The organism is Paenibacillus tundrae (assembly GCF_030812775.1).
In the GTDB taxonomy this organism is placed as follows: domain Bacteria; phylum Bacillota; class Bacilli; order Paenibacillales; family Paenibacillaceae; genus Paenibacillus; species Paenibacillus tundrae_A.
Genome location: NZ_JAUSTI010000014.1, coordinates 96,123 through 118,010 on the forward strand (window position 1 = coordinate 96,123; position 21,888 = coordinate 118,010).

A 21,888-nucleotide genomic window follows, 5' to 3' on the forward strand; every position below is an offset into this window, starting at 1 on the left:
TTCAAGTTTGTTATAGAGACAGTAGAGAAATACTGCTGCTTCTGCTTTGGTTGTGTTTCCTCGCGAGTTGACTCTGTTATTGAGAGAATTTTTCAATTTTGTAGCTCCATAGTGAATCCCTAATCTGTCATTGGATTGAATTCATTAACTCGTAGAAATATGTAGGTTCCTGAGTTTTATTAAGACGATACCAAGCATCTAATGTGTTTGGAGAAAATACATCTAGTGCTTTTAAAACATGAATAGAGAATTCTAATGGAGCTACTCCGGATGCAGTAATCAATTTCCCATCGGTGACAGCAGATTCTAGATTGTAATATTCTTCGCCTGTGTAAGAGGGACAGACCATTTTTAGGTAGGCTAGATCATTGCTTGTGTGCCGACGTGAATCTAACAACCCTGCTTGAGCAAGCCCTAGGGTAGCACCGCAAATGGCTCCAACGACGATTCCTTCCTTTAGACACATCTCGGCAATTGTTAATATCGGCTCGTGAACAGCATCTGTCCATGTATTTCCACCAGGTAAAATAAGTGCATCGATGTTTCTAATACTGCATTCATCCACTGTAACTTCAGGCATTATTTTCAATCCGCCCATTGTTGTTACTGGCGCCTTTTCTATTCCAACAGTAACTATCTGAACTGGAGCCAGCCCCGGTCTGAAGTACCTTCCAGAGTTCAATTCGGCGGTTAGATAACCTATCTCCCAATCGGACATGGAATCAAAGACATAAAGATATACCGTATTATTCATTCCTAAGTGCTCCTCATAAAGTTATTAGATACAGCAACCATTCATCTTTAATAAGTGGTTATCATTATAATAAAATAACTTCACTGACAACTGCTGTCAGTGAAGTTACTAAACTTGATAATATTCCATTAACTCTGATGCAACCGCTACAAGTTTATTCTTTAGATTCTGTGGCTCTATCACTTTGATGGACTTCCCATAGGGAAGAATGATATTCGGAACATGCGTATACAGTAACTCTTCTTCAAGTACAAAGGTAGCTTGCGTTGATGTCCGCTCCTGCAAATGATGCTCCAAAAACCAGTGTAAGCATAAATCATCCAACGCTTCTGCCCTGCCACCAATAATTAAAGAAATTAATCCGGATTTACCTGCTACATCTGGCAGCAGATTGTTCATAAAAAAAGTACGCGCTGAAAAATCATTGGGACGATTAAATGAGAATGGCGTACGCGTGATGTTCAGAATTCGTTCTACCCGAAAGCTTCGGATCTCATTCCGAAGGTGGCAAAACGCAATGGTGTACCACTTATTGTTCCAATTTACCACGCCATAAGGGTCAATCACCCTATTTTGCGACTGCTCGTCATGTTTTTTACGATAACAAATTTCTACAGACCCTTCATTTGCTACAGCATGCTCCAATTCTTGCAATACCGGCTGAACAGTGAGGTACCCCTTACGGTTTATCACTTCAAACCCAGCTAATTGATGGCTTAGTATGCTTTCCTGCTCCTGATTCGAATACATTTTCAACTTGGATGTTGCATTCTCCAGTGCCTCACTCAAAGGATATCCGGCTTCTTTGGCAAATAGGGCAGCATGAAGCAGTGTCTTTTTTTCATCCATACTAAAAAGCAGAGGAGATTGGATAAAATTGTGCAGCAAGCTATAACCTCCATTGTGGCCTGAATCAGATATGATCGGAACCCCACTGGCACATAATGCATCAATATACCGATACACGGTCCGTATACTTATCTCTAACTTTTCTGATATTTGCTTGGCAGTCCATTTCTCTCCCGAATTCAACATCCATAGAATGGTTAACATATTATCATTTTTGGACATTACTTAACCCACCTTTGGCTACACTGAGCTCTTGTTCTCAACTAAGACTGATACACCCAGCAACTTGCTCTTTCAACGTATCATCCTCAAACTCATAAAATTGTAGCACATCACCTTATTATTGATAGCAGAACTAGAAAAATATTCAATACAGAATCGTTAAAAGACCCAAGCATTAGATGCTTGAGTCCGAATCGAATATGTAAATGTAAGATTATGTAACTCACTTTTAGCTCCACAGTGACAGGTATTCCCCATCATACTTTACTTTCTCTTAGCAGGTCTCCATTTAAAGCCGCAGTTCATACAGCCGTTAACAATTTCACTTCTTCCAGCGAACCCGACCAGGATACTTACAGGTAAAGAAGTAAACATTGATATCCCGCAAATAACTCCGATGATCGCTAATATAGCTCCAAATGATCCATCTCCAGTACTACTTCCACCACTAATTCCACCAATTTCGATTCTTGCATTCGATTGAAAATAAAAAGCTACAATCGTACCAATTAACACTAATAGGAAAGGAAATAACCCCATCCATCCCAGAGTTTTAAACATGTTTGCGAAACTGTACCCTCTTTTGTTAGCTACTACTTGCTGTGACTTGCATTTGCGACATGCAACAGCTTTATTTGCAGTGTTCGGTTGCCTCTCTGCTCCCCCTGTTTGACTTTCAATAGCCCTGTTAGCTTGGGCGGGCGTTGTCCTGTTGGGACTTTTGACGGTTGATCTCGTAGTACTTTGCAATTCTTTTGACTCCCTCCTGATGCTTTATTGTAGGTATATTGAACTATTCGGCAAAACTTTCCAAACTCCTCTTTACGGCCTTCGTATTTATGTTCGCGCCTTATTAAACATGGAGCGACCATTAATAGTAAGGGGTTGATGACTATGAAATAGCAAGCAAATAGTACTGAAAATGCACATCCCTCCATTATCACAATGGACAAGCACTTATGCATATTGGAAAAGATGAATAAACAGAGATTGAAAGCCTACTTTAAACAAAAAAAGACACGGAAGAACAACTCCGTGCCTTTAGAAAGCAAATACCTCGCTTAACCGAACTTGACGTTGACGATAAAACAAGTCTTGAAGCAGGTACTTCAAAGACTTATTCAGAAAATTGAAGTAAATGAAGACGGTTCAATCAAAGCCATACATTACAACATTTCCCGTCCTCAATCCGTAAGAACGTTAAAACAAAAAGGGACGTAACGGAACTAATCCTGCCCCTTCCATTTTAACATCGCTACGCTCTCCACATGATTTGTGTGCGGGAACATATCAACCGGCGTAACTTCTACCGTTTGGTATCCACCATCCTCCAGCACTCGCAGGTCGCGTGCCAACGTACTTGGGTTACAACTCACGTACACTACGCGCTCCGGCTTCATCTCCAAAATCGTATTGAGCAAACGCGGGTCACAGCCCTTACGCGGCGGATCAACGACGATGACATCAGCTTCGATGCCTTGTTCTTTCCAGCGTGGAATCACGTCTTCAGATGCACCGACTTCGAACTTCACGTTTTTCATCTCGTTCAACATCGCATTGCTACGCGCATCCTCAATAGCCTCAGGTACAATTTCAACCCCGTACACCTGATCCGCATGCTGTGCGAGGAAAAGAGAGATTGTACCGATACCGCAATACGCGTCAATAACCGTTTCTTTGCCGCTGAGTCCAGCGTACTCTACCGTTTTTCCATACAGCACTTCCGTCTGAACCGGGTTTACCTGATAGAATGAACGAGCTGAGATTGCAAATTGCACATCGCCAATAAAGTCATAGATCACATCGCGACCCCAAAGGACTCGCGTCTCATCCCCAAAGATGACATTTGTCTGTTTCTTATTCACGTTCTGACAGATGCTCGCCACATGCGGGATCGCTTCACGGATACTGCCAATCCACTCATCCTTGTAAGGAATGTCCTTACCATTGGTAACGAGCACGAGCATCATCTCGCCTGTACGGAACGCCTTTTTCACAACGACATGACGCAGCAGTCCACGGCCAGTCTCTTCGTTATACGCACTAATTCCAAAATGACTGCCGATCTCCTTCACCTTCGCAACCACTTCGTCGTTGTGCTCATGCTGGATGAGGCATGTCTCCATGTCGATAATACGGTGGCTACCTTTGGCATAAAATCCACCCACTAGTCCACCTTCGGTTACACCAATCGGCACCTGTGCCTTATTGCGATAACGCCAAGGCTCGGTCATGCCCATCGTAGGGAGTACGCGAATCCCCTGCGCTGTGTCTTCCTCGTTCATGACACCTTCAAGACGCAGACGGATGCGATTGCTTTCGTTGCTGTTGGCATCGGACAAAGCCTGTCCAGTTGTCTCATTTGCATACTGTTCTGACTGTCCCGCCAACGTCTCCGCGTCCTCCACCAATACATTCAGCTTACCAATCCGCTGCAAATTATCCACCACGAGCTGGCGTTTCCACGCAAGCTGTCCGGCATAACTCATATGCTGGATCTGACAGCCGCCGCACTGATCATAAATTGGACAAGGTGCGGATACTCGATCTGGGCTCGCCTTCACGATCTCCAGAAGTTTGGCGTAACCATATTGCTTCTTGGTTTTCATCACGCGTACACGTACCGTCTCACCCGGAAGTGCTCCTTGTACAAAAAGGGTATACCCATTGGCACGGCCTACGCCCTCACCATCATGGTTCATGCCAATAATGTCAATGACCGTCTCTTCATTTTTGCTAACGGGCAATCCTTCGATAGACGCAGATTCACGCACACGCCCCTGTGGACGAACGGTAGAAAGAGATGCGCCTTGTGGCCGCCCCCCCTTCCCCTGCTGACGTGTAGATGGACGAGATGATTGACTCGACTGACGGGATGCTGAAGCGTTCCCTTGCCCCTGAGAGGCAGCCGAATTCCGGCGGTTTTTTCCACGACCGCTGCGGTTCGTATTAGACAACGTACATTCACTTCTTTCTTCTTAATATATAATCAACTCTAACGAACCTGAGACACCTTATTCACATCAAAAATAACGTTCCAAAATTCTAACGAACTTCAGAGACGTTATTTCATTCTACAGTGGTGTTTCCATATCTTTTTAGATCATTTCAGCCTAAATAGCGATGCTGAGATTCGTTAGGTTTCTAATTCTACTCATTTCGCCAGAATAAGGCTTCCTGGGTTCGTTAGCACGAACCCCATGAGATTATACGTGATCTTAGCAATCGCCGCAACTGGAAAAGCTCTACGATGAAGCACTCAGTCTATCGACTCGTCCATGTAGCAGGTAGCGCTTCTAGTTGCAGCTTCCACTCATATCAACGGTATAACATAAGATGGTGACGTAGGTTCTTAAACGTTGCTGGCAACGTACCGCCCAGCTCTCCATCCAGATTCAGTTGCACATAGCCTGGTGAAGTCACTTCCATATAGTCCGTCTGGAAATGAACAACTTTCTTATCATTTAGGTGTTCACCACGCAATGCAAGCGTGACAAGGCGGATCATGTCCGCCAGGTTACATTTGCGAACACCGATGACATCAAATAGTCCATCATCAATCGTCGCACCTGGGGCAAGCTTCTCGAAGCCACCAACGGAGTTCGTATTAGCGATCAAGAACAACATGAATTCATCATGAATTTCCTCCTGACCTGCCGCGCGGATAATTAGCTCCTGCGGAGACAGGCTCGCCATTTTCTCAATGCCCTTCATATAATAGGCCAATTGCCCAATCATCGTTTTGAGACGGCTTGGCACTTCGTAGGTCAGCTCAGTCAATGAACCTCCACCTGCGATGTTGATAAAATATTTATCGTTCACCTTCCCAAGATCCAGAGGACGAAGCTGTTGGTTAATCACCAGATCCACATAATCCTCCCACTGTCTTGGAATTCCCAGTGCACGCGCAAAATCATTGGTCGTTCCGAGTGGAAACACGCCTAATGGTGGACGATTCTCACGCTCAGCCATACCGTTGATGACTTCATATAGCGTCCCATCGCCGCCAGCAGCAATAATCATATCGTATCCACGCTCAATGGCGAGTTCCGCTTCCCGGGTTGCATCTCCCTCACCCGTTGTTGCATGACATGAAGCTTCAATACCGCCCTGATCCAAACGCTGCAAAATATCAGCCAGACGTTTCTTCATTTCTTCCCGGCCTGAGGTCGGATTATATATTAAACGAGCTTTTTTCATCTCATACGCCACCTATTCCACATTATGCATGAGTCTGTACGATCTCATTCTCATTAGCTTTCATTGTAAGCCTCTTGCGCTATCCAGAATTTACCCAATTCATCCCATCCGTTAATCATGCCTTAACAATGTTGTTACCCTATATCTATGCTTAAGGAATTCCGTCTCATTCCCTAAGCCTTTATATTACATCATATCATCAAATGTGAACTTGTCCTAGCCTGCTAGCCACAAGTATTTTTTCAGATATATGGTTTGCTGACACAGTATATATATGTATACAGGTACATATTAACAAAGTAAGTTGATTTAGAACAATCCCTTTGATCGTTAGGATACATATTCATCTATACCCACTGTCCCTATCATCTGACCTGCCTTGGATTTTGCCGAACAACATTTGAGTGAAGTAAGTAAACCATCAATCTCTCCCATCAATCTTTCATTCTGCCCGTCTGAGTAGGAAATAGACCATGCTTCAACCAGTTATGCCTTCTATTTTTCTATATTTTTACATAAAACCAGAATGGAACAACAATATAATCAATACTTTTCTAATATATTCATACTGCATCCTGCAACAATCTGACTAAAAAATCACATATGAAGGAGTATCAAAATGAAAAAATACTTACTCATGCTTATGGTTTCGTTATTAGCTTGCATTTCAATAGTCCCTACTGCTGGAGCAGCAGAGATTAATCATGACCAAGTTACCGGGTTCCAAGAAGTCGTTCCCGCCACGGTAACCCAAAAAGCAGCCAAAAAGTTTCAACCCTATCTAAAAGTCTTCCACGGATGTGTGCCTTTCCCTGCAGTTAATCAACAGGGCGATACAAGTGCAGGCTTGCAAACTTCTGGTGCATCGAATGGTCAATGCAATTCAAGCTCGGGGCAAATTTACTCCCGCTCGGCATGGCACAATGGTGTATGGGCAATAATGTATGCGTGGTATTTCCCTAAAGATTCCCCTTCTCCAGGACTCGGTCATCGTCACGATTGGGAAGGAATTGTTGTATGGCTAGATAATCCCGCAGCAGCCAATCCACAAGTCCTCTCAATTGCGTATTCCGGTCACGGGAGATTCACTAACGTTACACCAAATAGCAGCAATATGAAAGGTAACAATCCGTTAATTAGTTATAATAGTACTTGGCCTCTTAATCACGAGCTCGGAATTACTGGGGTAGTTGGTGGAACGCAGCCTTTGATCGGATGGGATGATCTAACTCCAGCTGCACGGGATGCTTTAAACACTACAGACTTTGGAAGTGCTAACGTTCCAATGAACGATCACAATTTTACGAATAACTTAAACAAAGCCTGGTTTCAATAATTTAAACGAAAATAGGCTAAGCCATTAAGGCTTAGCCTATTCACTATCCTATTATCCTACAGGAAATTTCCTAGCAGGCTCGCTCTAATAATATCCGAATCTGCCGTTCCAGCCACTGACCTAAGAGCGGATGTGGCAACAGTGTCTCACCGATATATGCATAACTCAGATCCTTCAGGCGCTCTGGAATAACGTTCATGGTGAAATAACCGGCACTCAAAAACAGCGGCGCCACGATCACTCGGCTCCCTCGCTCTTCACTCCAATACTTCGCCTTATCATACACACTCTCCGGGTTAAGCAAAGCATAATCGGTGTGTGCTACACCACTAACTTCACGAACCCGTTCCGCAAGTGAAGCAATACCTGCTTCCCAGCGCTGACGGAAACCATCACGGATACTTCCATGACCCACCAGCAAAATCGTTTCATGCTCAGGCTCCTGTGATAGTGACTTCACCTTATCCCACACCATAACAGCGATATCAGGGTCGTTATCGACCGGATAGCCGAAGTGTACCTTGGCTGTGACATGGAACGGTTCCAGATCAGTTTCGCGTTCTGGCGCGTCTTTGGCGCCAATCGCATACTCTATCTCATCCACATGCGTACTGCCTGAGGATACAAATAGAGGTACAACTAAGAGATCAGTAACGCCTTGTGCTTCCAGTCGGTCGATACCGTCCTGGATCAGGCGTCCTTCCACAAGTTCAAGAAAACCGGCTTCAACAGGCATAGCCTCAGGTAAGTTTAATTGAGCGATCGCGTCATCGACGGAGTCTACCCAAGTCTGCTCCTGAGAGCCGTGACTAATGATAAGTACACCCGGCTTCTTCATCATTAGCGTCCCAGACGTTCCAAAGTCATTTTATATCCATCGTTACCATAGTTCAGGCAACGTTTAACGCGGGAAATCGTCGCAGTGCTTGCGCCTGTCTCCGCTTCAATCTGATTATACGTGTTGCCTTTACCAAGCATACGGGCAACTTCCAAACGTTGAGACATCGATTGAATCTCATTTACTGTGCATAGATCATCAAAGAACACATAACATTCTTCAATATCTTTCAGTGTTAAGATCGCTTCGAATAATTGCTCAATACTTTTATCATTTAGCTTTTTCAGCTGCATTTTATCATCATCCCCTAGCGGTTACTGTGTACCCCCATTGTACGCATCCTGAGTTGGTATTTCAAGCGTTAACGATTTCACGCAGTGCAGAATAAAAATACATGTTACCGTTTTCAAAAGAACTATTGTCCTCCCACCGCGTACAACTCGTAATAATCCCGCAGTATATCCAGTTTTTCGCCTGTATATTCCCGATTAAATATGTAGGGTTTTAACCATCCTAATTGTTACAATTTTGTGTCGGAACTACCGAATGCGTCATAAAATCCCCTCTAATGCCCTGCGCCCAAATCCGCAAATATCCCGTTTTCCGTGACACCCGCCTACGCCGTCTCTCCGCGAATGACATACAGTATAGCAAAAGGGAGTTCCATCTCGGCCTTGTTATGTACGTTTGACACCAAGCTGAGGGAACGCAATTCCGAAATCCAACATAGAAGGAACGTGATTGTTTATGCCACAGCATTATTATCACCGCCAGCCTACGCCACGGCAACGTCCGTCTTCCCACCCACATCGGCAACGGCAGGCTTATACTTCAGCCTATGCACCGCCAGGGGTTATCCAACGTTCATTAAATGAAGCTCCGGTTCAATCCATGTATCCTGGCGTGGAACCCTATTATCCAAACTTCGCAGAGGTGGAAGCATCTGGACTGGTTCCTTATGGGCAAGGCGCACCTGCCCCTAATTTTTATGCCGGAGGCGCCCCAGTTAGTGCCCCCATTCCAGTTCCAGAACCTGCATCATCGGGTAGCTCTGGGTTCTCACTCGCCAACATCGGTGAATTAAAAGGAATGATCGACCGTTTCGGCGGTATTGATGGCATCATGAGCGGTATCGGCAAAATGCAAAAGGTTGTTGGCGGTATTCAACAAATGGCTCCAATGATGAAACTGGTGATGGGAATTCTGCCGTTTGGTAAAGGGAAAAACAATAACAGCGAGGCAGATGCGGATTATGAGGAATATTCTTCGCCTCGGCCACGTAAACGCCGCAAAAAAACGACAACAACTCCTCGTCGCCGTAGCAACACGGTCAAACGCAAAACAAGTCCCACCAAACGTCGTCCCAAAAGTAGCAAACGTTAACGCCCGCTTTGGCACCTTCTTGAAGAAAGAAGGTGCCTTCATTTTTCTCTATTTTAATTAAGAACTTATGTTCTTATTCATCTAAATTAAGGTATACTATATATGTTAACCCAACCATTGCGCATATTTAGTTGGTCGGACATATTGAACATAACCCATAACTGAACTTAGCCATTACATAAGAAACAAGGAGGCAGACTATGGAGCTCTTTAAAGACAAATACACACCTGCATTATTAGAACACACGGGTAAGCTACTGCATCAATTCCATCCCACCCTGGATACTCAGCGTTTTCACGATCTTGTCTTTGCCGAAGGCTGGGACACATTAGAGTTCAAGGGAAGAATACGCAGAATTACCCTCTCGCTAACCGAAGTACTGCCAGATCGTTATGAGGAAGCATTACAAATTATTGAGCAGGCTGCACCGGACATGCGCGGCGTTGAGTATCTATTTGTACCCGATTATATTGAAGTTAACGGGCTTGAGCCAGAACACTATGCGTTGTCCATGAAGTACTTAACCGTCTTCACACCTTATTCCAGCTCGGAGTTCGCGGTACGCCCGTTTATTGAACGTTATCCCATTGAAACGATGAAGCATTTGATGGAATGGACAGGCAGTTCGAACGAGCATATCCGTAGATTAGCAAGCGAAGGCAGCCGTCCGCGTTTACCATGGGGCTCGAAGCTCCGAAGTTTAGTCAGCGATCCTTCACCAGCACTCCCTATTCTCCATGCATTAAAACAAGACGATTCACTCTATGTGCGTAAAAGTGTGGCAAACCATCTCAATGACATCTCGAAGGATCATCCTGACCTGGTTCTCGATCTCGCATCTACTTGGTATGGGCAGCATGAACATACCGACTGGATTGTACGTCACGCGTGTCGTTCCCTACTCAAGCAAGGACATGTACAAGCACTGCGTTTATTCGGTTATCTTGAACAGGACGCCATTCATATTGAACATCTAACGCTTGCGCAGGAGACCGTAGCTATCGGTGAAGAACTTCATTTTTCGTTCGATGTGGTAAATGAGAGCGGTGAAGCACAGATGCTGCGGATTGAATACGAGATGGGCTATATGAAGGCAAATGGCAAACAGGCACCCAAACGGTTCAAATGTTCTGATAAGGTATACCCACCAGGAAGAACCCGAGTAACTACGAAGCAATCGTTCAAGGTGATTACCACGCGAAAATATTATGCCGGTCTGCACACGCTAACCATTATTGTGAACGGGGTAGAGACAGCCGCTGCTTCTTTTGTAGTGGAAGTGTAGAGCTACAGCATAACGCAGCGACAAACTAAAAAGTTATGCACATCTTATTTGCTGCCGAAAACTTATTCACATGTGGATACAATTGATCTCCCTTATATACAAGAATCATAAAGGCCACCTGGCAACCGATCTCCCGACCGTTAATACCGTCTGAGATTTTGCCCTGTGGCCTATACTGATGTGATGTTCGGAATTTTACGCTATCACTTGAACCATCCGCGCTTCACAAACCATGCCACCATACTGCCGCCTAGCACAAACATCAATAATAGCACCGCACCATACCCAAATTTCCACTGTAGCTCAGGCATATAAGCAAAATTCATCCCATAAATACCCGCGATCAGCGTAAGTGGCATAAACACCGTTGTAATCACCGTGAGTGTTTTCATAATCTGATTCATTCGATTGGAGTTCAGCGAGATGTAGCTATCACGCAGATCTGCTGTCATCTCTCGATCAGCCTCAATCATATCCGTCAGCTTGAGCAAATGATCATAGATATCTGTAAAATACGCTGTATGCTCTCCTGTACGCTGCACATGTTGGGAATTAATCACTCGGTAGAGCAGATCCCTCATAGGGACTACCGTCCGTCTGAGCTTAAGCAGCCGGCTACGCAGGTCGAACACCTGGTTCATCAGATCCTCCACGGACTCCCTGCCACCCCGGTTCTCCAGATCTGCTAGCTCATCCTCTATGGCAAACAAGGACGGAAAATAATGATCGACGAGTTTGTCCATCACAGTATAGGCTGCAGCTACCGGGCCGCGAGCCCAGATCGTTCGTTCATGTGCGTGATGCAATAACCGCTCCCAGGCCTCATCGACCTCTTCAAGTACACCGTGGTGGAATGAAACTAAGAAGTTAGTTCCTAGAAACAAGTCCACCTCTTCCGCTTCCAACGTGACTGGATTCAAGGCATGTAACACAAGAAACTGTAAATTATCATAATAGTCGAGCTTTGGACGCTGCAATACATGCAGACAATCTTCTATTGCTAATGGGTGAAAATGAAAATATGTATCCAGCATACGGCTTTCTTCTTCCGTAGGCTGGTTAAAATCTGCCCATACCCAGGCGTAATCGTTCAAATCTAGCTCTGCAAGTGGCACATTTACGGAGACTCGATGATCTCGTGTAATCGCGAGTGTACGTATCATAAAATAGACCACGTCCTTGTCCTAGTATCCTTTACGTTATTGTACAATTTAATCATCATATCGTCTCCTGCAACCGCCTGCTAGTCCTTGCTACGTAGTAGAAGCTCCTACGAACACGACAACAAAAAAAGCCAACCCTGTTGGCTTCTCTCATTCCCTATCCACAGTTTCCTGTATCCACAGGATAAATATCTTTTGGTTTATCATTCCACGGATGGCTATCCACATATCCAGCCTGTCCACACGTTCATGCACAGGCGTCTCTTCTTTTTGGTTGTATAATTATCCACATATCCCGATATTCACAATGTTATGAACAACTGTGACTAGCTTGTCCGTCATGATTAGGAACATTTTTCTTATTAGTACGTGTTCAAAAAGGTCGGTTTTCAGTACCAAGAAGATGGGATGAAGATAGAAATGGAGTAGCGGAGCGTAGATTAAGCTACGTGAGCAACTACATTGTTTCCGAAGGAAACAAACTCCGTAAGCATCCCACTTATTTCGGCTGAATCCCATATTCGAAGCTGAGATGCAGCTTGCGCATCCTTCGTAATCAAAAGCGGACTTTTTGAACAACCTCTATTAGAAAATGATCCAGTACAGCAAACCTGCTAATGCAGCAGTAATTGGAATCGTAATGAACCAGGTAATAATGATCCGTCCAGCCAGTCCCCATTTTACGGCAGAGAAACGTTTAGCAGAACCAACACCCAGAATTGCAGATGTGATTGCATGCGTTGTACTTACCGGAAGATGTAGTAACGTCGCAGTGAAAATAACGGAAGCCGCTGACAAGTCTGCAGCAAAACCATTAATCGGTTCGATTTTAAAGATCTTGGTTCCCATCGTTTTGATGATTTTCCAACCACCAATGGAAGTACCAAGTGCCATGGCTGTTGCTGCAGAGATTTTAACCCACAGCGGAACCTCCAAATGGTCTTGTACTTTGGCTGCAACGAGAGCAAAGGTGATAATACCCATCGCTTTTTGTGCATCGTTCGTACCGTGCGTAAACGCCTGTAGTGCCGCTGTGAAGATCTGTACCGTACGGAACCCTTTGTTCACGTTATGCGGACTGCGTTTAGCGAAAATGTATTTGAGAATAATCATGACCACATAACCTATGGCAAACGCAATCAGAGGTGATAACAACAAACCTCCGACGATATCAATAAATCCACTCCACTTCACTTTGTCCGATCCTGCACCCACGAACACAGCTCCTGCCAACGCTCCAATCAGTGCATGAGAGGATGAAGAAGGAATGCCGAACCACCAGGTTACAAGATTCCAGATAATTGCCGAGATTAAGGTGACGATGACGACCTCAATCCCGTTATCTAGCTTGGTGGGGTCAGTCACACTCCCCCCAATCGTCTTCGCAACACCCGTAAACATCATTGCACCGACAAAGTTCATCACGGCTGCGAGCAGAATCGCACGTCGCGGCGTCAGTGCCCGTGTGGATACCGAAGTGGCAATGGCGTTCGCCGTGTCATGAAACCCGTTGATGAAGTCAAACGCCAGTGCAAGGAAGACGACTATACCTAATACCCAAATCGTTGTTTCCATTATTCTCTGGCTCCTTAAGAATTACGCATGATGATAGACTCAAGCACGTTCGCTACATGTTCACAAGCATCCGTTGTCGTCTCAAGACGCTCATAAATTTCTTTGCGCTTGATCAGCTCAATTGGATCTGACACGGTAGCGAAGAGATTTTTGATACACATGCGTAGTACTTCGTCGCCCTGGTTTTCCAGATCATTCAGACGAATGGTGTACTCACGAATAGCGAGCAATTTTTTCTGTGATAGCAGATGAATTGCCTTCTGAATTTCGTAAGCCGATTGGCGCAAAATGTCAGCAAATTGAACGATATACTCGTCCGGGTCCGTCAGTTGGTACATATAGAAACGGGAAGCCGTTGCTTCGATTCCGTCCAATACGTCATCAAGAGTTGTTGTCAGCTCCATGATATCATCGCGTTCGATCGGCGTGATAAATGTTTTGTTGAGTTCTGTAATGATCGTATGCACGTAATCATCACATTTCGACTCGTACTTCTTCATTTCATTGGCAAAAAGAGTCACATCCTGAAGGTTGGAAACATGCTGGGAGAAATAATCTGCCGCTTGAACAACCGTATCTGCCATGTTCTCCAGTGTTTCAAAAAATATATCCTTCTTCTTCTTAAGCTTCATAGCTCTATCCCCTTTACGAGAAATTGCCGATAACCGATGAAACATGAAATGACAACCTTTGATATCTTATCATATTTGTTTCATGGTTTGTACAAAAGGTGTGATCCTTTTTTATATTCTTATCATATTAATCTGAAATGAATCTTAATTATTTGGTATGACTGGCAAATTCAAGGTTAGATTTTACACTGCGTTTACAAATGGGTACAAAAATCGGATGTGATGACCATCACATTTTCACACTAGAGCTAAATTCCCCGGCCTAAATCATCATCTATTCAAAATCTAAATTCATCGATCCATGTCGTTTCCCATCTATTTCCTCATCCTTTTTTCCATTCATTGTCATCTGCTGCTGTTGCACGGTTCGGGTGGACTTTATTTATTGCTCACTCAGCTTCACGTGGTCGGCAAAACTCGGCTGATTCGGCACAATGCTAATAAACGTCTTACCCGGTACAAGCGCTACCTCACGGCCATCCTGCACAAATCGAAGGATATCCCCTTGCTTCTTCTCCCACTGTCCACGAATCATCTTGCCCTTCTGGAATAACATCGCTTCCCCGCCTTGCTCCAGATTGACGGACAATCGCCCTACATCATCGAGCACCTTGTGATCTGCACCCGCAACAATAATGTTGGCTGCTCCAAGCTGTTCACCGTTATCCATATCCTGATCGGCTTTGCCGTTTACCAATCTCATATATCGTCCGCTAACTTCATCATAATCATACGTCACAAGGTAACTATTCAATAAATAATGAATTTCGAAGCGCTTCGCCGTCTCTCCGCTAGAAGTAGAACCTTCTTCATTATACGTATAGACAGGCGATACACTATCGTGACTGTAGCCCTTGATATCGGCTCCTTCTCTCAGCTTGTCCACAGAGGTGTATAGATTATGCGGAGCTTTGCGATCTGAGGAACGCCAGAAATACGGCCCCCCGTTTGATATTTCATCCATATGTTGTTTTTGTTGTCGTTGTAAAATCGAATACGCCTCTGGGCTACCACCTGCATGAACAAGCACCCCATCATAACTCTCGCCAAGCTCGATCAAATACGGCCGTATACTTCGTACTGGTCCTACCGTCTCAGCACCGCCTTCACTCTGGAAGATCGCGATGAAACGGGTAATGCCACCCTCTGCAAGCACCTCCATAATAATATCTGCAGAACTTAGACCTGATTGGGGTCTCGCGGCAGGCGCGTTATTAATCATGACAGCCAACGGTCTATTCGTAATCGCTTCATTAGAAGGTAAACCAGTAAGTGGTGCAGAAAAGAGAGCTTTCGCTGGTTCTTCGATGACTTGTTCCTCCTGTACGGGTGCTGGAACATTATTGGGCTGCTCTGGCATCTGGGATAACTCTTTGTTCTGACACGCAGCAAGACTAATGGCAAGGATAAGCAGGGACGTAGCAGATGCAGTGTGTTTCCATGGGAAAAGCTTCAATTCAATGTACCTCCTGAACGATATGGCTGGATCTAAGATGTGGATGAATATCTCAGTAGAAGACCATTTCACGTTTTTCTTTCCATTTAATCACATGAGCAGGGGTTTGTCTTTGATTTGGGAGCAATTGTGTACCCCATAACATCCATTTGAAACCATAGATAAGAAAAGATATGTGTCCTAACTGTGAACTTCTCAAAGCTTACTTAAAATTTGAACTAGATTGTGATTTTTATCACAAACAAAATAACCCTCGAACTATACAATAAAGACATCAAAGGTGATCACTTAGAAAAACAAAAACAAACAACACACACTAGATTCCATGAAGGAGTGGTTTATATGTTCAGCTTCAACCAATGGCTTAGAGAAAACAAAGTGGCAATGTGGATTTTGACAGTACTTCGGGTTTACATCGGTTACGATTGGATGATGCATGGGTGGGATAAATTGACTGGTGGATTCCAAGCTGGAGGCTTCCTTGCAGGAGCACTGGAAAAAACAACGGGTGACCATCCCGCAGTTCAAGCTTGGTGGGGAACGTTCCTTGAAAAATTCGCTGTACCAAACGCTGGATTGTTCGATTTCGTCATCCCACTGGGTGAATTCCTTGTAGGTCTTGGTCTCATCCTTGGATGTTTCACAACACTGGCTGCACTGATGGCTATGGTCATGAACTTCGCGTTCCTCTTCTCGGGCACAGTCAGCACGAATGCTCAACTGGTAGTGATGGAGATCTTCCTTGTAGTCGCTGGTGCAAATGCTGGTAAGATCGGTTTGGATCACTGGGTACTGCCTTACCTTCGCGGATTGTTCAGCCGTAACAAAGGTAATAACACCAAGGACACACCGACCATTAGCGCGAATCACAAAACAGCTTAACAAATATTAAACAACGCTGCCGCCCTGCTCTCCATCCCCCGGAGAGTGGGGCTTTTTACGTCCAATTATTCAATGTTCTGTACTTGGCGTGAACACGATAAAAAATGAAAAAAGCCGTTTTACGATACGACATCGTAAAACGGCAAGTAGGTCATCCCCGCATCGGGTTCATTTATGTTAGGTGCATTCATCAACACTTGCACCGTTTCCGCTCGTGTGGCTTCCGCGTGAGGAGCGAATTGCCCGTTGCTTCCGCCATCACATCACGATTACTTGACTCGTGCTCTCATCAATACCTGCGCTGCTTCCGCACGGGTTGTCAGGGCCGAAGAATCAAATGTACCATTGACTCGACCTTTCATCAGACCCGATTGCTGCATGTGAGCTGCTGCCTGGCTTGCCCAAGTAGGGATGCTGGCTGCATCAGTAAAGGAAGCTTCGGTCGCAGCGTCAGTCAGTATCAGCACACGGCTGACCATAACTGCCATCTCCGCACGTGTTATTGAAGCGTTTGGACGGAATTTTCCGTCCGCATGGCCTTGAATCCAACCTAGCGCGCTTGCCTGTACAATAGCATCATGTGCCCATGCTCCGATCTGAGCCTCATCCGTGAAAGAAGGCATGGTTGAGATAGCAATTTCTAGCTCAGATACCGGCTTCAGCATCCGTACAAGCATTGCTGTAAATTCTGCTCGTGTAACATGTGTCCCTGGACGGAAACTTCCATCCGAGTAACCATTTACGATACCGAGTGAAGCCGCTTCACGAATGCTGGCAGATGCCCAGTGACCTTCAATATCGCTAAAATTGGCTTCTGCAGGGACAGCTATCGTTGCCGGAACTGCCATCACAGCAAAACGTGTAAAGTGATTCACATCTACGCTGATGTTGTTCCCCTCCAATTTGCCGTCTTCAATCATTATCCATGGCGTATCCGGCTGTTGCTGGTAAAAGACCGCAAGCTTCTCATTACTTCGAAGTGAAGTTGGGTTAAAGGTTAGTGTTAATTTCACTGGAATTTTGAAATTGCCCTGCGTGTTTTTGGTGAATTCCACCACCTGACTTACAATGCGCTCATTGCTGGCTAAACCAGTCACCGGTGTGTCTACCATGATGGCTTTAATTTCTAACGGCTGATCCGACGCACCAGCTGGAACCTGGAGCAGCACTCCTGTGCCTAGCCGAAGCTCGCCAGCCTGCCCTGCAGGAATGGATACGGTTGCCTGTGTAGAACTTGAATCATTAGAAGGGTTACCGCTTGAGATTGGGCTGGAGTTGGAACCTCCTCCACTTTCGTTGTTTCCACTATCTCCACTACCGCCACTATTCCCTGTGTTTCCATTGTTTCCGGAGTTACTACCGCCTGGTGGTGGTATAAGCGTCCAACCCGCATATAACGTCATATCTGCATTTACAGTGGCTGTTGCAAAATCAAACGGCTGACTGCGTGCGATATCCGAGTACCATCCCGTAAACGTATACCCTGTTCGCACCGGATCGCTTGGAAGAGGCAACAGGTCACCGTTATTTACTTCAATAGCCTGTATTGTCGTTCCACCATCCGTATTAAAGGTGACGGTTCGCACGGCTATATTCCATTTCGCATACAACGTCATATCTGCAACTACTGTAGATGTTGCAAAATCGAATGACTGCCCATACTCCGAATCGGTATACCACCCAGCAAACATATAACCTGCACGCTCTGGATCGGTTGGACGAGACAACAGGTCACCGTAGGCCGCTGTCTGAGTAGCAATTGCACTGCCACCACCTGTATCAAATGTAATCTGCTGTACTTGAATCGCCCATTTGGCATACAAAGTTACATTCGACTGGATCGGCTGACTAAAGTCAAACTTAACCGAAAGCTGTGAATCCGCAAACCAACCGGCGAAGACCTGACCTTCCGTATCCGAAGTTGGCTCATTCATTAAGGTTATCTGATCACCATATCCGATACTCATATCCGGTATATTCGAGCCTCCGGTCGTATCAAAGCTAACCGTATAGAAAATACGTTCCCAGCCTGCATAGAGCTGAATATGATCCTGAATAGACGATGTCGCAAAATCGAAACGCTGCTGTAAGCTAGCATCACTATACCAACCGGCAAAGATATACCCCGTTCGGCTCGGTTGCTGTGGCTCCTGTACTGGATTGCCATAGTCGAGCAATTGCTCGCTCACTGGAGTACCGCCATTACTATCAAAGTTGGCTGTGTATTGGTCAGTGCTCCAGCCTGCATATAAGGTAAGTGAGTCAGTAATTATCGTTTGGAAATCAAAGGGCTGCGTATGTGCCGCATCTGCATACCAATCCGTAAACGTATATCCTGTTCGTACCGGATCTGCCGGTCGAGTAATGAGTGTACCGTACGGTATCGTCTGATCAGGCACATTAGCATGATCTCCTTGATATACATCGAATGTGACCGTATACGATTGGAGTGTCCAGTTTGCATAAAGTTGTGTATCCACCGTTACTGGCATATTTGCAAAATCAAAGCGCTGTGTATGAGCCTCATCTGTATACCAACCGCCAAATGTATAACCCGTTAGCGTTGGAGCAGTTGGCTCACTCATAAGCGTACCGTAGTCGATCTGACGATCGGATACCGCTGTACCTCCGTTACTATCAAAGCTGACGGTGTGCTGATTAACGTTCCAGCCTGCAAACAGTTGTGTGTTTGCCGTGATCGCTGTAGACGCAAAGTCGAAGATCTGTGTTTGTGCTGCGTCTCTATACCAGCTAGTAAATGTGTACCCTGTCCGTGTTGGAGCGGCTGGTGCACTCACTGTGGAACCATAATCCACCAGAACAGAGCCTACCTCCGTACCGCCTCCACTATTGAAGCTAACTGCGTACTGGTCAATACTCCACCCGGCGTACAGCTGCGTATTCCCCGTTATCGCTGTACTAGAAAAATTGAAAAGTTGTGTACGACTAGCATCGGTGTACCAACCTGTAAACGAATAGCCCGTGCGCGTTGGAGCAGTTGGTTCGCTAAGCGTGGAGCCGTGATTCACCGCGACATCCGCCACGGCCGTACCACCGCTACTGTTAAACCTAACCGTGTATTGGTTAACAATCCACTCGGCGTATAGCTGCATGTTCTGCGTTATTGCCGTATTTCCAAAGTTGAATGGCTGCGTGCGACCCGCATTTGTGTACCAGCCGTTAAATGTATGACCAGCTCGTGTTGGCGCTGTGGGTTCGCTAATGGTCAAACCATGGTTCACCGAAACATCTGCTACGGCTGTTCCACCACTACTGTCAAAGCTGACAATATACCGGCTAACACTCCAGCCTGCATACAACTGTGTATTCGTCGTAATCGCCGTATTCGAAAAATGAAATGGCTGCGTGTGCGCTTCATCGCTATACCAGCCGGTAAATGTATACCCGGTTCGTGTCGGAGCGGCCGGCTCAACGGCATGATCACCATAATACACATTTTGCGTGGCCACGCTTGTTCCGCCGCCGCTATCGAATAGAAGCTGACGTGGTGCATAGTAGCTGAATGTGATCGTTGAACGATTATTAGCCGCGTCATTGACGATCAGCGTATAACTACCTTCCTGACCGACCTGACCTCCGCTCACAAATGCCGCACCATTCAATGTGGCTGTTCCATCGCTAAAAATAATCGTCGGCGGCACCGTGTAACGCCCACCATTCGTTACTCCACTTACGGTTGGCGGTGTAAGGTCAATCATAAATTGAACCTGCGTCGAACCGTAACTGTTCGTCGCCAGCAGCGTATAGCTACCTTCCACAGTCACCGCTGTTCCGCTCGTAAACGAATGGCCATTCAGAATCGCCGTGCCAGAGGTAAATACGGGATTGACCGTGCGATTGTAAATCCCTCCATCGCTAACACCGGTTACAACAGGTGGTACAGGTTGCTCTACCTTGATTTGAACCGTCGAATACCCTGAAGCAAATCCATTCTCATTGTATGTGCGGACTGTAAAGCTATCATTACCGTAATAGGAGTTTGAAGCCTGATAAATAAAACCCATATTATCTTGACTAACTGTCCCATGCTGCGGCTGAGTGCGTAACGAAACTCCCTTAGCATTAGCACTATCGGGCACATTACCCATCAAATCCGAAAAGTTAATACGCAACGTCTGTCCAGTGGCTACGGCATAAATCGTATTTGTTCCTGCGACTGCGGAGGGCCCTCCTCCTCGATCACCACGAGAAGGATATAACCCCACACCATCTACAGTGTAATATTGAAAATTGTAAGGATTATTTCTCAAATCTGGGATAGCAAATGTACTCCGTCCATCGCCACCAAATTTCCATCCTACGAGCGCAAAAAGAGCTTGATAATTCTGTAAGCTTAACGTTCTCCCATCGCTAACACTCCAATTGGTCCGCATTGGAACAAGAAATGGTATGGTCTGTCCTAGTAAAACTGCACTATTTTGATTATTCCTGATATCCGTTCCGTTCTGACTACCCATCGATCTTGCCGCAACAGCAAAGTGTAATGGTTGATTTCGTAGCGGTGCACTAATACCGGGCAAAGTGAATTTTTGACCATCCTGTGATCCAAACACATCACTAATAACAGAGTTCAGCTGAGGATAACTCAGCGCGTTATATGTGCTCCCATCCAGCTTGAGCCAACCATCAGGCGAAAAAGTATACGGGAAGATACGCACTTCACCTGCATGCGCCATAGCAGTTCCGCCGTTTTCGCGTGCAGGAAATAATCCTGTAGTAGCTATGTAATAGCCCATTCCGTCAGGTACGGGAAGTGATGTGAGATCCGGTAACGCAAAGTCAGACTTCCCATCGCCCCCATAACTCGTACCAAGCAAAGAATACAGCGCCTGATTATCTTGAATACTCATCTTTTGTCCCGCAGCAAACTCCCAACCGCGCGGCACAAAGCTGTAGGGAAGTAGTTGTATCTCTCCTAGATAATTTTCATACCACTCTTCCGCGTGCGCTGACCGTGTTGTTCCTAATCCTGCCGATAATGCAGTAAACACTAGCACAAAGACCAGCGTGATCTTCCAAAATGCACGACAGGTATACTGAATCACTCCAAAGTCTCCCCCTTTATTCTTTTTGATATTTCCTCATGCTAAGTACAGTTCTGCCAAGCCGTAAAATGAGGTTTGTACTCTGATGTCTAATGATCTGAAGCAAAGGCGGCTGGTCTACTTCTGCTAGGTCTTGAAGAACTTGCATTTTTAGAACAGCTTACAATCCCCGTCAGCATGCGATTTTTCCGTAGCGTATAACATGATTACGCTTAGTTTACTTTATAGATCAGGAAAATAATATAG

Annotated in this window: 16 protein-coding genes; 4 read left to right on the forward strand and 12 right to left on the reverse strand. The window is 45.4% G+C overall.

What is annotated here, in order from left to right; genetic code table 11:
- Positions 1–127: 127 nt before the first annotated feature.
- From J2T19_RS21430 to J2T19_RS21450, 5 genes are all read right to left on the reverse strand, one after another.
- Entirely contained in the window at positions 128–754 is a 627-nt protein-coding gene (locus J2T19_RS21430) for a type 1 glutamine amidotransferase family protein (protein WP_307219374.1), read from the reverse strand.
- A 108-nt stretch (positions 755–862) separates the two neighbouring features.
- On the reverse strand, positions 863–1,825 hold the full coding sequence (locus tag J2T19_RS21435) for a helix-turn-helix transcriptional regulator (protein ID WP_307219376.1): 963 nt from the start codon (positions 1,823–1,825) through the stop codon (positions 863–865).
- Between the two features lie 264 nt (positions 1,826–2,089).
- On the reverse strand, positions 2,090–2,575 hold the full coding sequence (locus J2T19_RS21440; RefSeq protein WP_307219378.1) for a hypothetical protein: 486 nt from the start codon (positions 2,573–2,575) through the stop codon (positions 2,090–2,092).
- Positions 2,576–3,051: 476 nt separating this feature from the next.
- The gene (gene rlmD, locus J2T19_RS21445; protein ID WP_307219380.1) at positions 3,052–4,782 is read right to left on the reverse strand and encodes a 23S rRNA (uracil(1939)-C(5))-methyltransferase RlmD; all 1,731 of its coding nucleotides are present in this window, start codon (positions 4,780–4,782) and stop codon (positions 3,052–3,054) included.
- Positions 4,783–5,143: 361 nt separating this feature from the next.
- Complete coding sequence (locus J2T19_RS21450) at positions 5,144–6,025, reverse strand: diacylglycerol kinase (RefSeq protein ID WP_145053299.1); 882 nt, start codon at positions 6,023–6,025, stop codon at positions 5,144–5,146.
- A gap of 619 nt (positions 6,026–6,644) precedes the next feature.
- Between J2T19_RS21450 and J2T19_RS21455 the strand changes: the two genes are divergently transcribed.
- Complete coding sequence (locus J2T19_RS21455; RefSeq protein WP_307219383.1) at positions 6,645–7,361, forward strand: NPP1 family protein; 717 nt, start codon at positions 6,645–6,647, stop codon at positions 7,359–7,361.
- Between the two features lie 70 nt (positions 7,362–7,431).
- Here the strand turns inward: J2T19_RS21455 and J2T19_RS21460 are convergent, their stop codons facing one another.
- Both J2T19_RS21460 and J2T19_RS21465 read right to left on the reverse strand, forming a co-directional pair.
- Positions 7,432–8,199, reverse strand: a complete 768-nt coding sequence (locus J2T19_RS21460; RefSeq protein WP_307219470.1) for a sirohydrochlorin chelatase — start codon at positions 8,197–8,199, stop codon at positions 7,432–7,434.
- A gap of 2 nt (positions 8,200–8,201) precedes the next feature.
- A complete protein-coding gene (locus J2T19_RS21465) occupies positions 8,202–8,492 on the reverse strand; it encodes a YerC/YecD family TrpR-related protein (protein ID WP_017690665.1) in 291 nt (96 codons plus the stop codon).
- Between the two features lie 454 nt (positions 8,493–8,946).
- On the opposite strand from J2T19_RS21465, the gene J2T19_RS21470 reads away from it, so the two are divergent.
- Positions 8,947–9,582, forward strand: coding sequence for a tyrosine protein kinase (locus J2T19_RS21470; RefSeq protein ID WP_307219385.1), 636 nt, complete (start codon positions 8,947–8,949; stop codon positions 9,580–9,582).
- A gap of 200 nt (positions 9,583–9,782) precedes the next feature.
- Positions 9,783–10,868 carry a DNA alkylation repair protein gene (locus tag J2T19_RS21475; RefSeq protein WP_307219387.1) on the forward strand — a complete coding sequence of 362 codons (1,086 nt, stop codon included), beginning with the start codon at positions 9,783–9,785 and terminating at the stop codon, positions 10,866–10,868.
- A 203-nt stretch (positions 10,869–11,071) separates the two neighbouring features.
- On the opposite strand, the gene corA is transcribed toward J2T19_RS21475, so the two are convergent.
- The 4 genes from corA to J2T19_RS21495 all read right to left on the reverse strand — a co-directional run bounded on the left by corA (position 11,072) and on the right by J2T19_RS21495 (position 15,694).
- The gene (gene corA, locus J2T19_RS21480; protein ID WP_307219389.1) at positions 11,072–12,031 is read right to left on the reverse strand and encodes a magnesium/cobalt transporter CorA; all 960 of its coding nucleotides are present in this window, start codon (positions 12,029–12,031) and stop codon (positions 11,072–11,074) included.
- A gap of 585 nt (positions 12,032–12,616) precedes the next feature.
- Positions 12,617–13,606 (reverse strand): inorganic phosphate transporter, encoded by a 990-nt coding sequence (locus J2T19_RS21485; RefSeq protein WP_056692924.1) that lies wholly within the window; start codon positions 13,604–13,606, stop codon positions 12,617–12,619.
- A gap of 14 nt (positions 13,607–13,620) precedes the next feature.
- Positions 13,621–14,238 carry a DUF47 domain-containing protein gene (locus J2T19_RS21490; protein WP_056692927.1) on the reverse strand — a complete coding sequence of 206 codons (618 nt, stop codon included), beginning with the start codon at positions 14,236–14,238 and terminating at the stop codon, positions 13,621–13,623.
- 382 nt (positions 14,239–14,620) lie between these two features.
- A complete protein-coding gene (locus tag J2T19_RS21495) occupies positions 14,621–15,694 on the reverse strand; it encodes a DUF3048 domain-containing protein (RefSeq protein ID WP_307219392.1) in 1,074 nt (357 codons plus the stop codon).
- 342 nt (positions 15,695–16,036) lie between these two features.
- Between J2T19_RS21495 and J2T19_RS21500 the strand changes: the two genes are divergently transcribed.
- Positions 16,037–16,576 carry a DoxX family protein gene (locus tag J2T19_RS21500; RefSeq protein ID WP_307219394.1) on the forward strand — a complete coding sequence of 180 codons (540 nt, stop codon included), beginning with the start codon at positions 16,037–16,039 and terminating at the stop codon, positions 16,574–16,576.
- A 269-nt stretch (positions 16,577–16,845) separates the two neighbouring features.
- Here J2T19_RS21500 and J2T19_RS21505 read toward each other — a convergent pair whose 3' ends face one another.
- On the reverse strand, positions 16,846–21,642 hold the full coding sequence (locus tag J2T19_RS21505; RefSeq protein ID WP_307219396.1) for an InlB B-repeat-containing protein: 4,797 nt from the start codon (positions 21,640–21,642) through the stop codon (positions 16,846–16,848).
- Positions 21,643–21,888 lie beyond the last annotated feature (246 nt).

Coding starts and splice junctions, on each gene's coding strand:
- J2T19_RS21430 (WP_307219374.1), bottom strand. CDS start 754: ATGAATAATACGGTATATCTTTATGTCTTTGATTCCATGTCCGATTGG.
- J2T19_RS21435 (WP_307219376.1), bottom strand. CDS start 1,825: ATGTCCAAAAATGATAATATGTTAACCATTCTATGGATGTTGAATTCG.
- J2T19_RS21490 (WP_056692927.1), bottom strand. CDS start 14,238: ATGAAGCTTAAGAAGAAGAAGGATATATTTTTTGAAACACTGGAGAAC.
- J2T19_RS21485 (WP_056692924.1), bottom strand. CDS start 13,606: ATGGAAACAACGATTTGGGTATTAGGTATAGTCGTCTTCCTTGCACTG.
- J2T19_RS21500 (WP_307219394.1), top strand. CDS start 16,037: ATGTTCAGCTTCAACCAATGGCTTAGAGAAAACAAAGTGGCAATGTGG.
- J2T19_RS21460 (WP_307219470.1), bottom strand. CDS start 8,199: ATGAAGAAGCCGGGTGTACTTATCATTAGTCACGGCTCTCAGGAGCAG.
- J2T19_RS21465 (WP_017690665.1), bottom strand. CDS start 8,492: ATGCAGCTGAAAAAGCTAAATGATAAAAGTATTGAGCAATTATTCGAA.
- J2T19_RS21455 (WP_307219383.1), top strand. CDS start 6,645: ATGAAAAAATACTTACTCATGCTTATGGTTTCGTTATTAGCTTGCATT.
- J2T19_RS21450 (WP_145053299.1), bottom strand. CDS start 6,025: ATGAAAAAAGCTCGTTTAATATATAATCCGACCTCAGGCCGGGAAGAA.
- J2T19_RS21475 (WP_307219387.1), top strand. CDS start 9,783: ATGGAGCTCTTTAAAGACAAATACACACCTGCATTATTAGAACACACG.
- J2T19_RS21470 (WP_307219385.1), top strand. CDS start 8,947: ATGCCACAGCATTATTATCACCGCCAGCCTACGCCACGGCAACGTCCG.
- corA (WP_307219389.1), bottom strand. CDS start 12,031: ATGATACGTACACTCGCGATTACACGAGATCATCGAGTCTCCGTAAAT.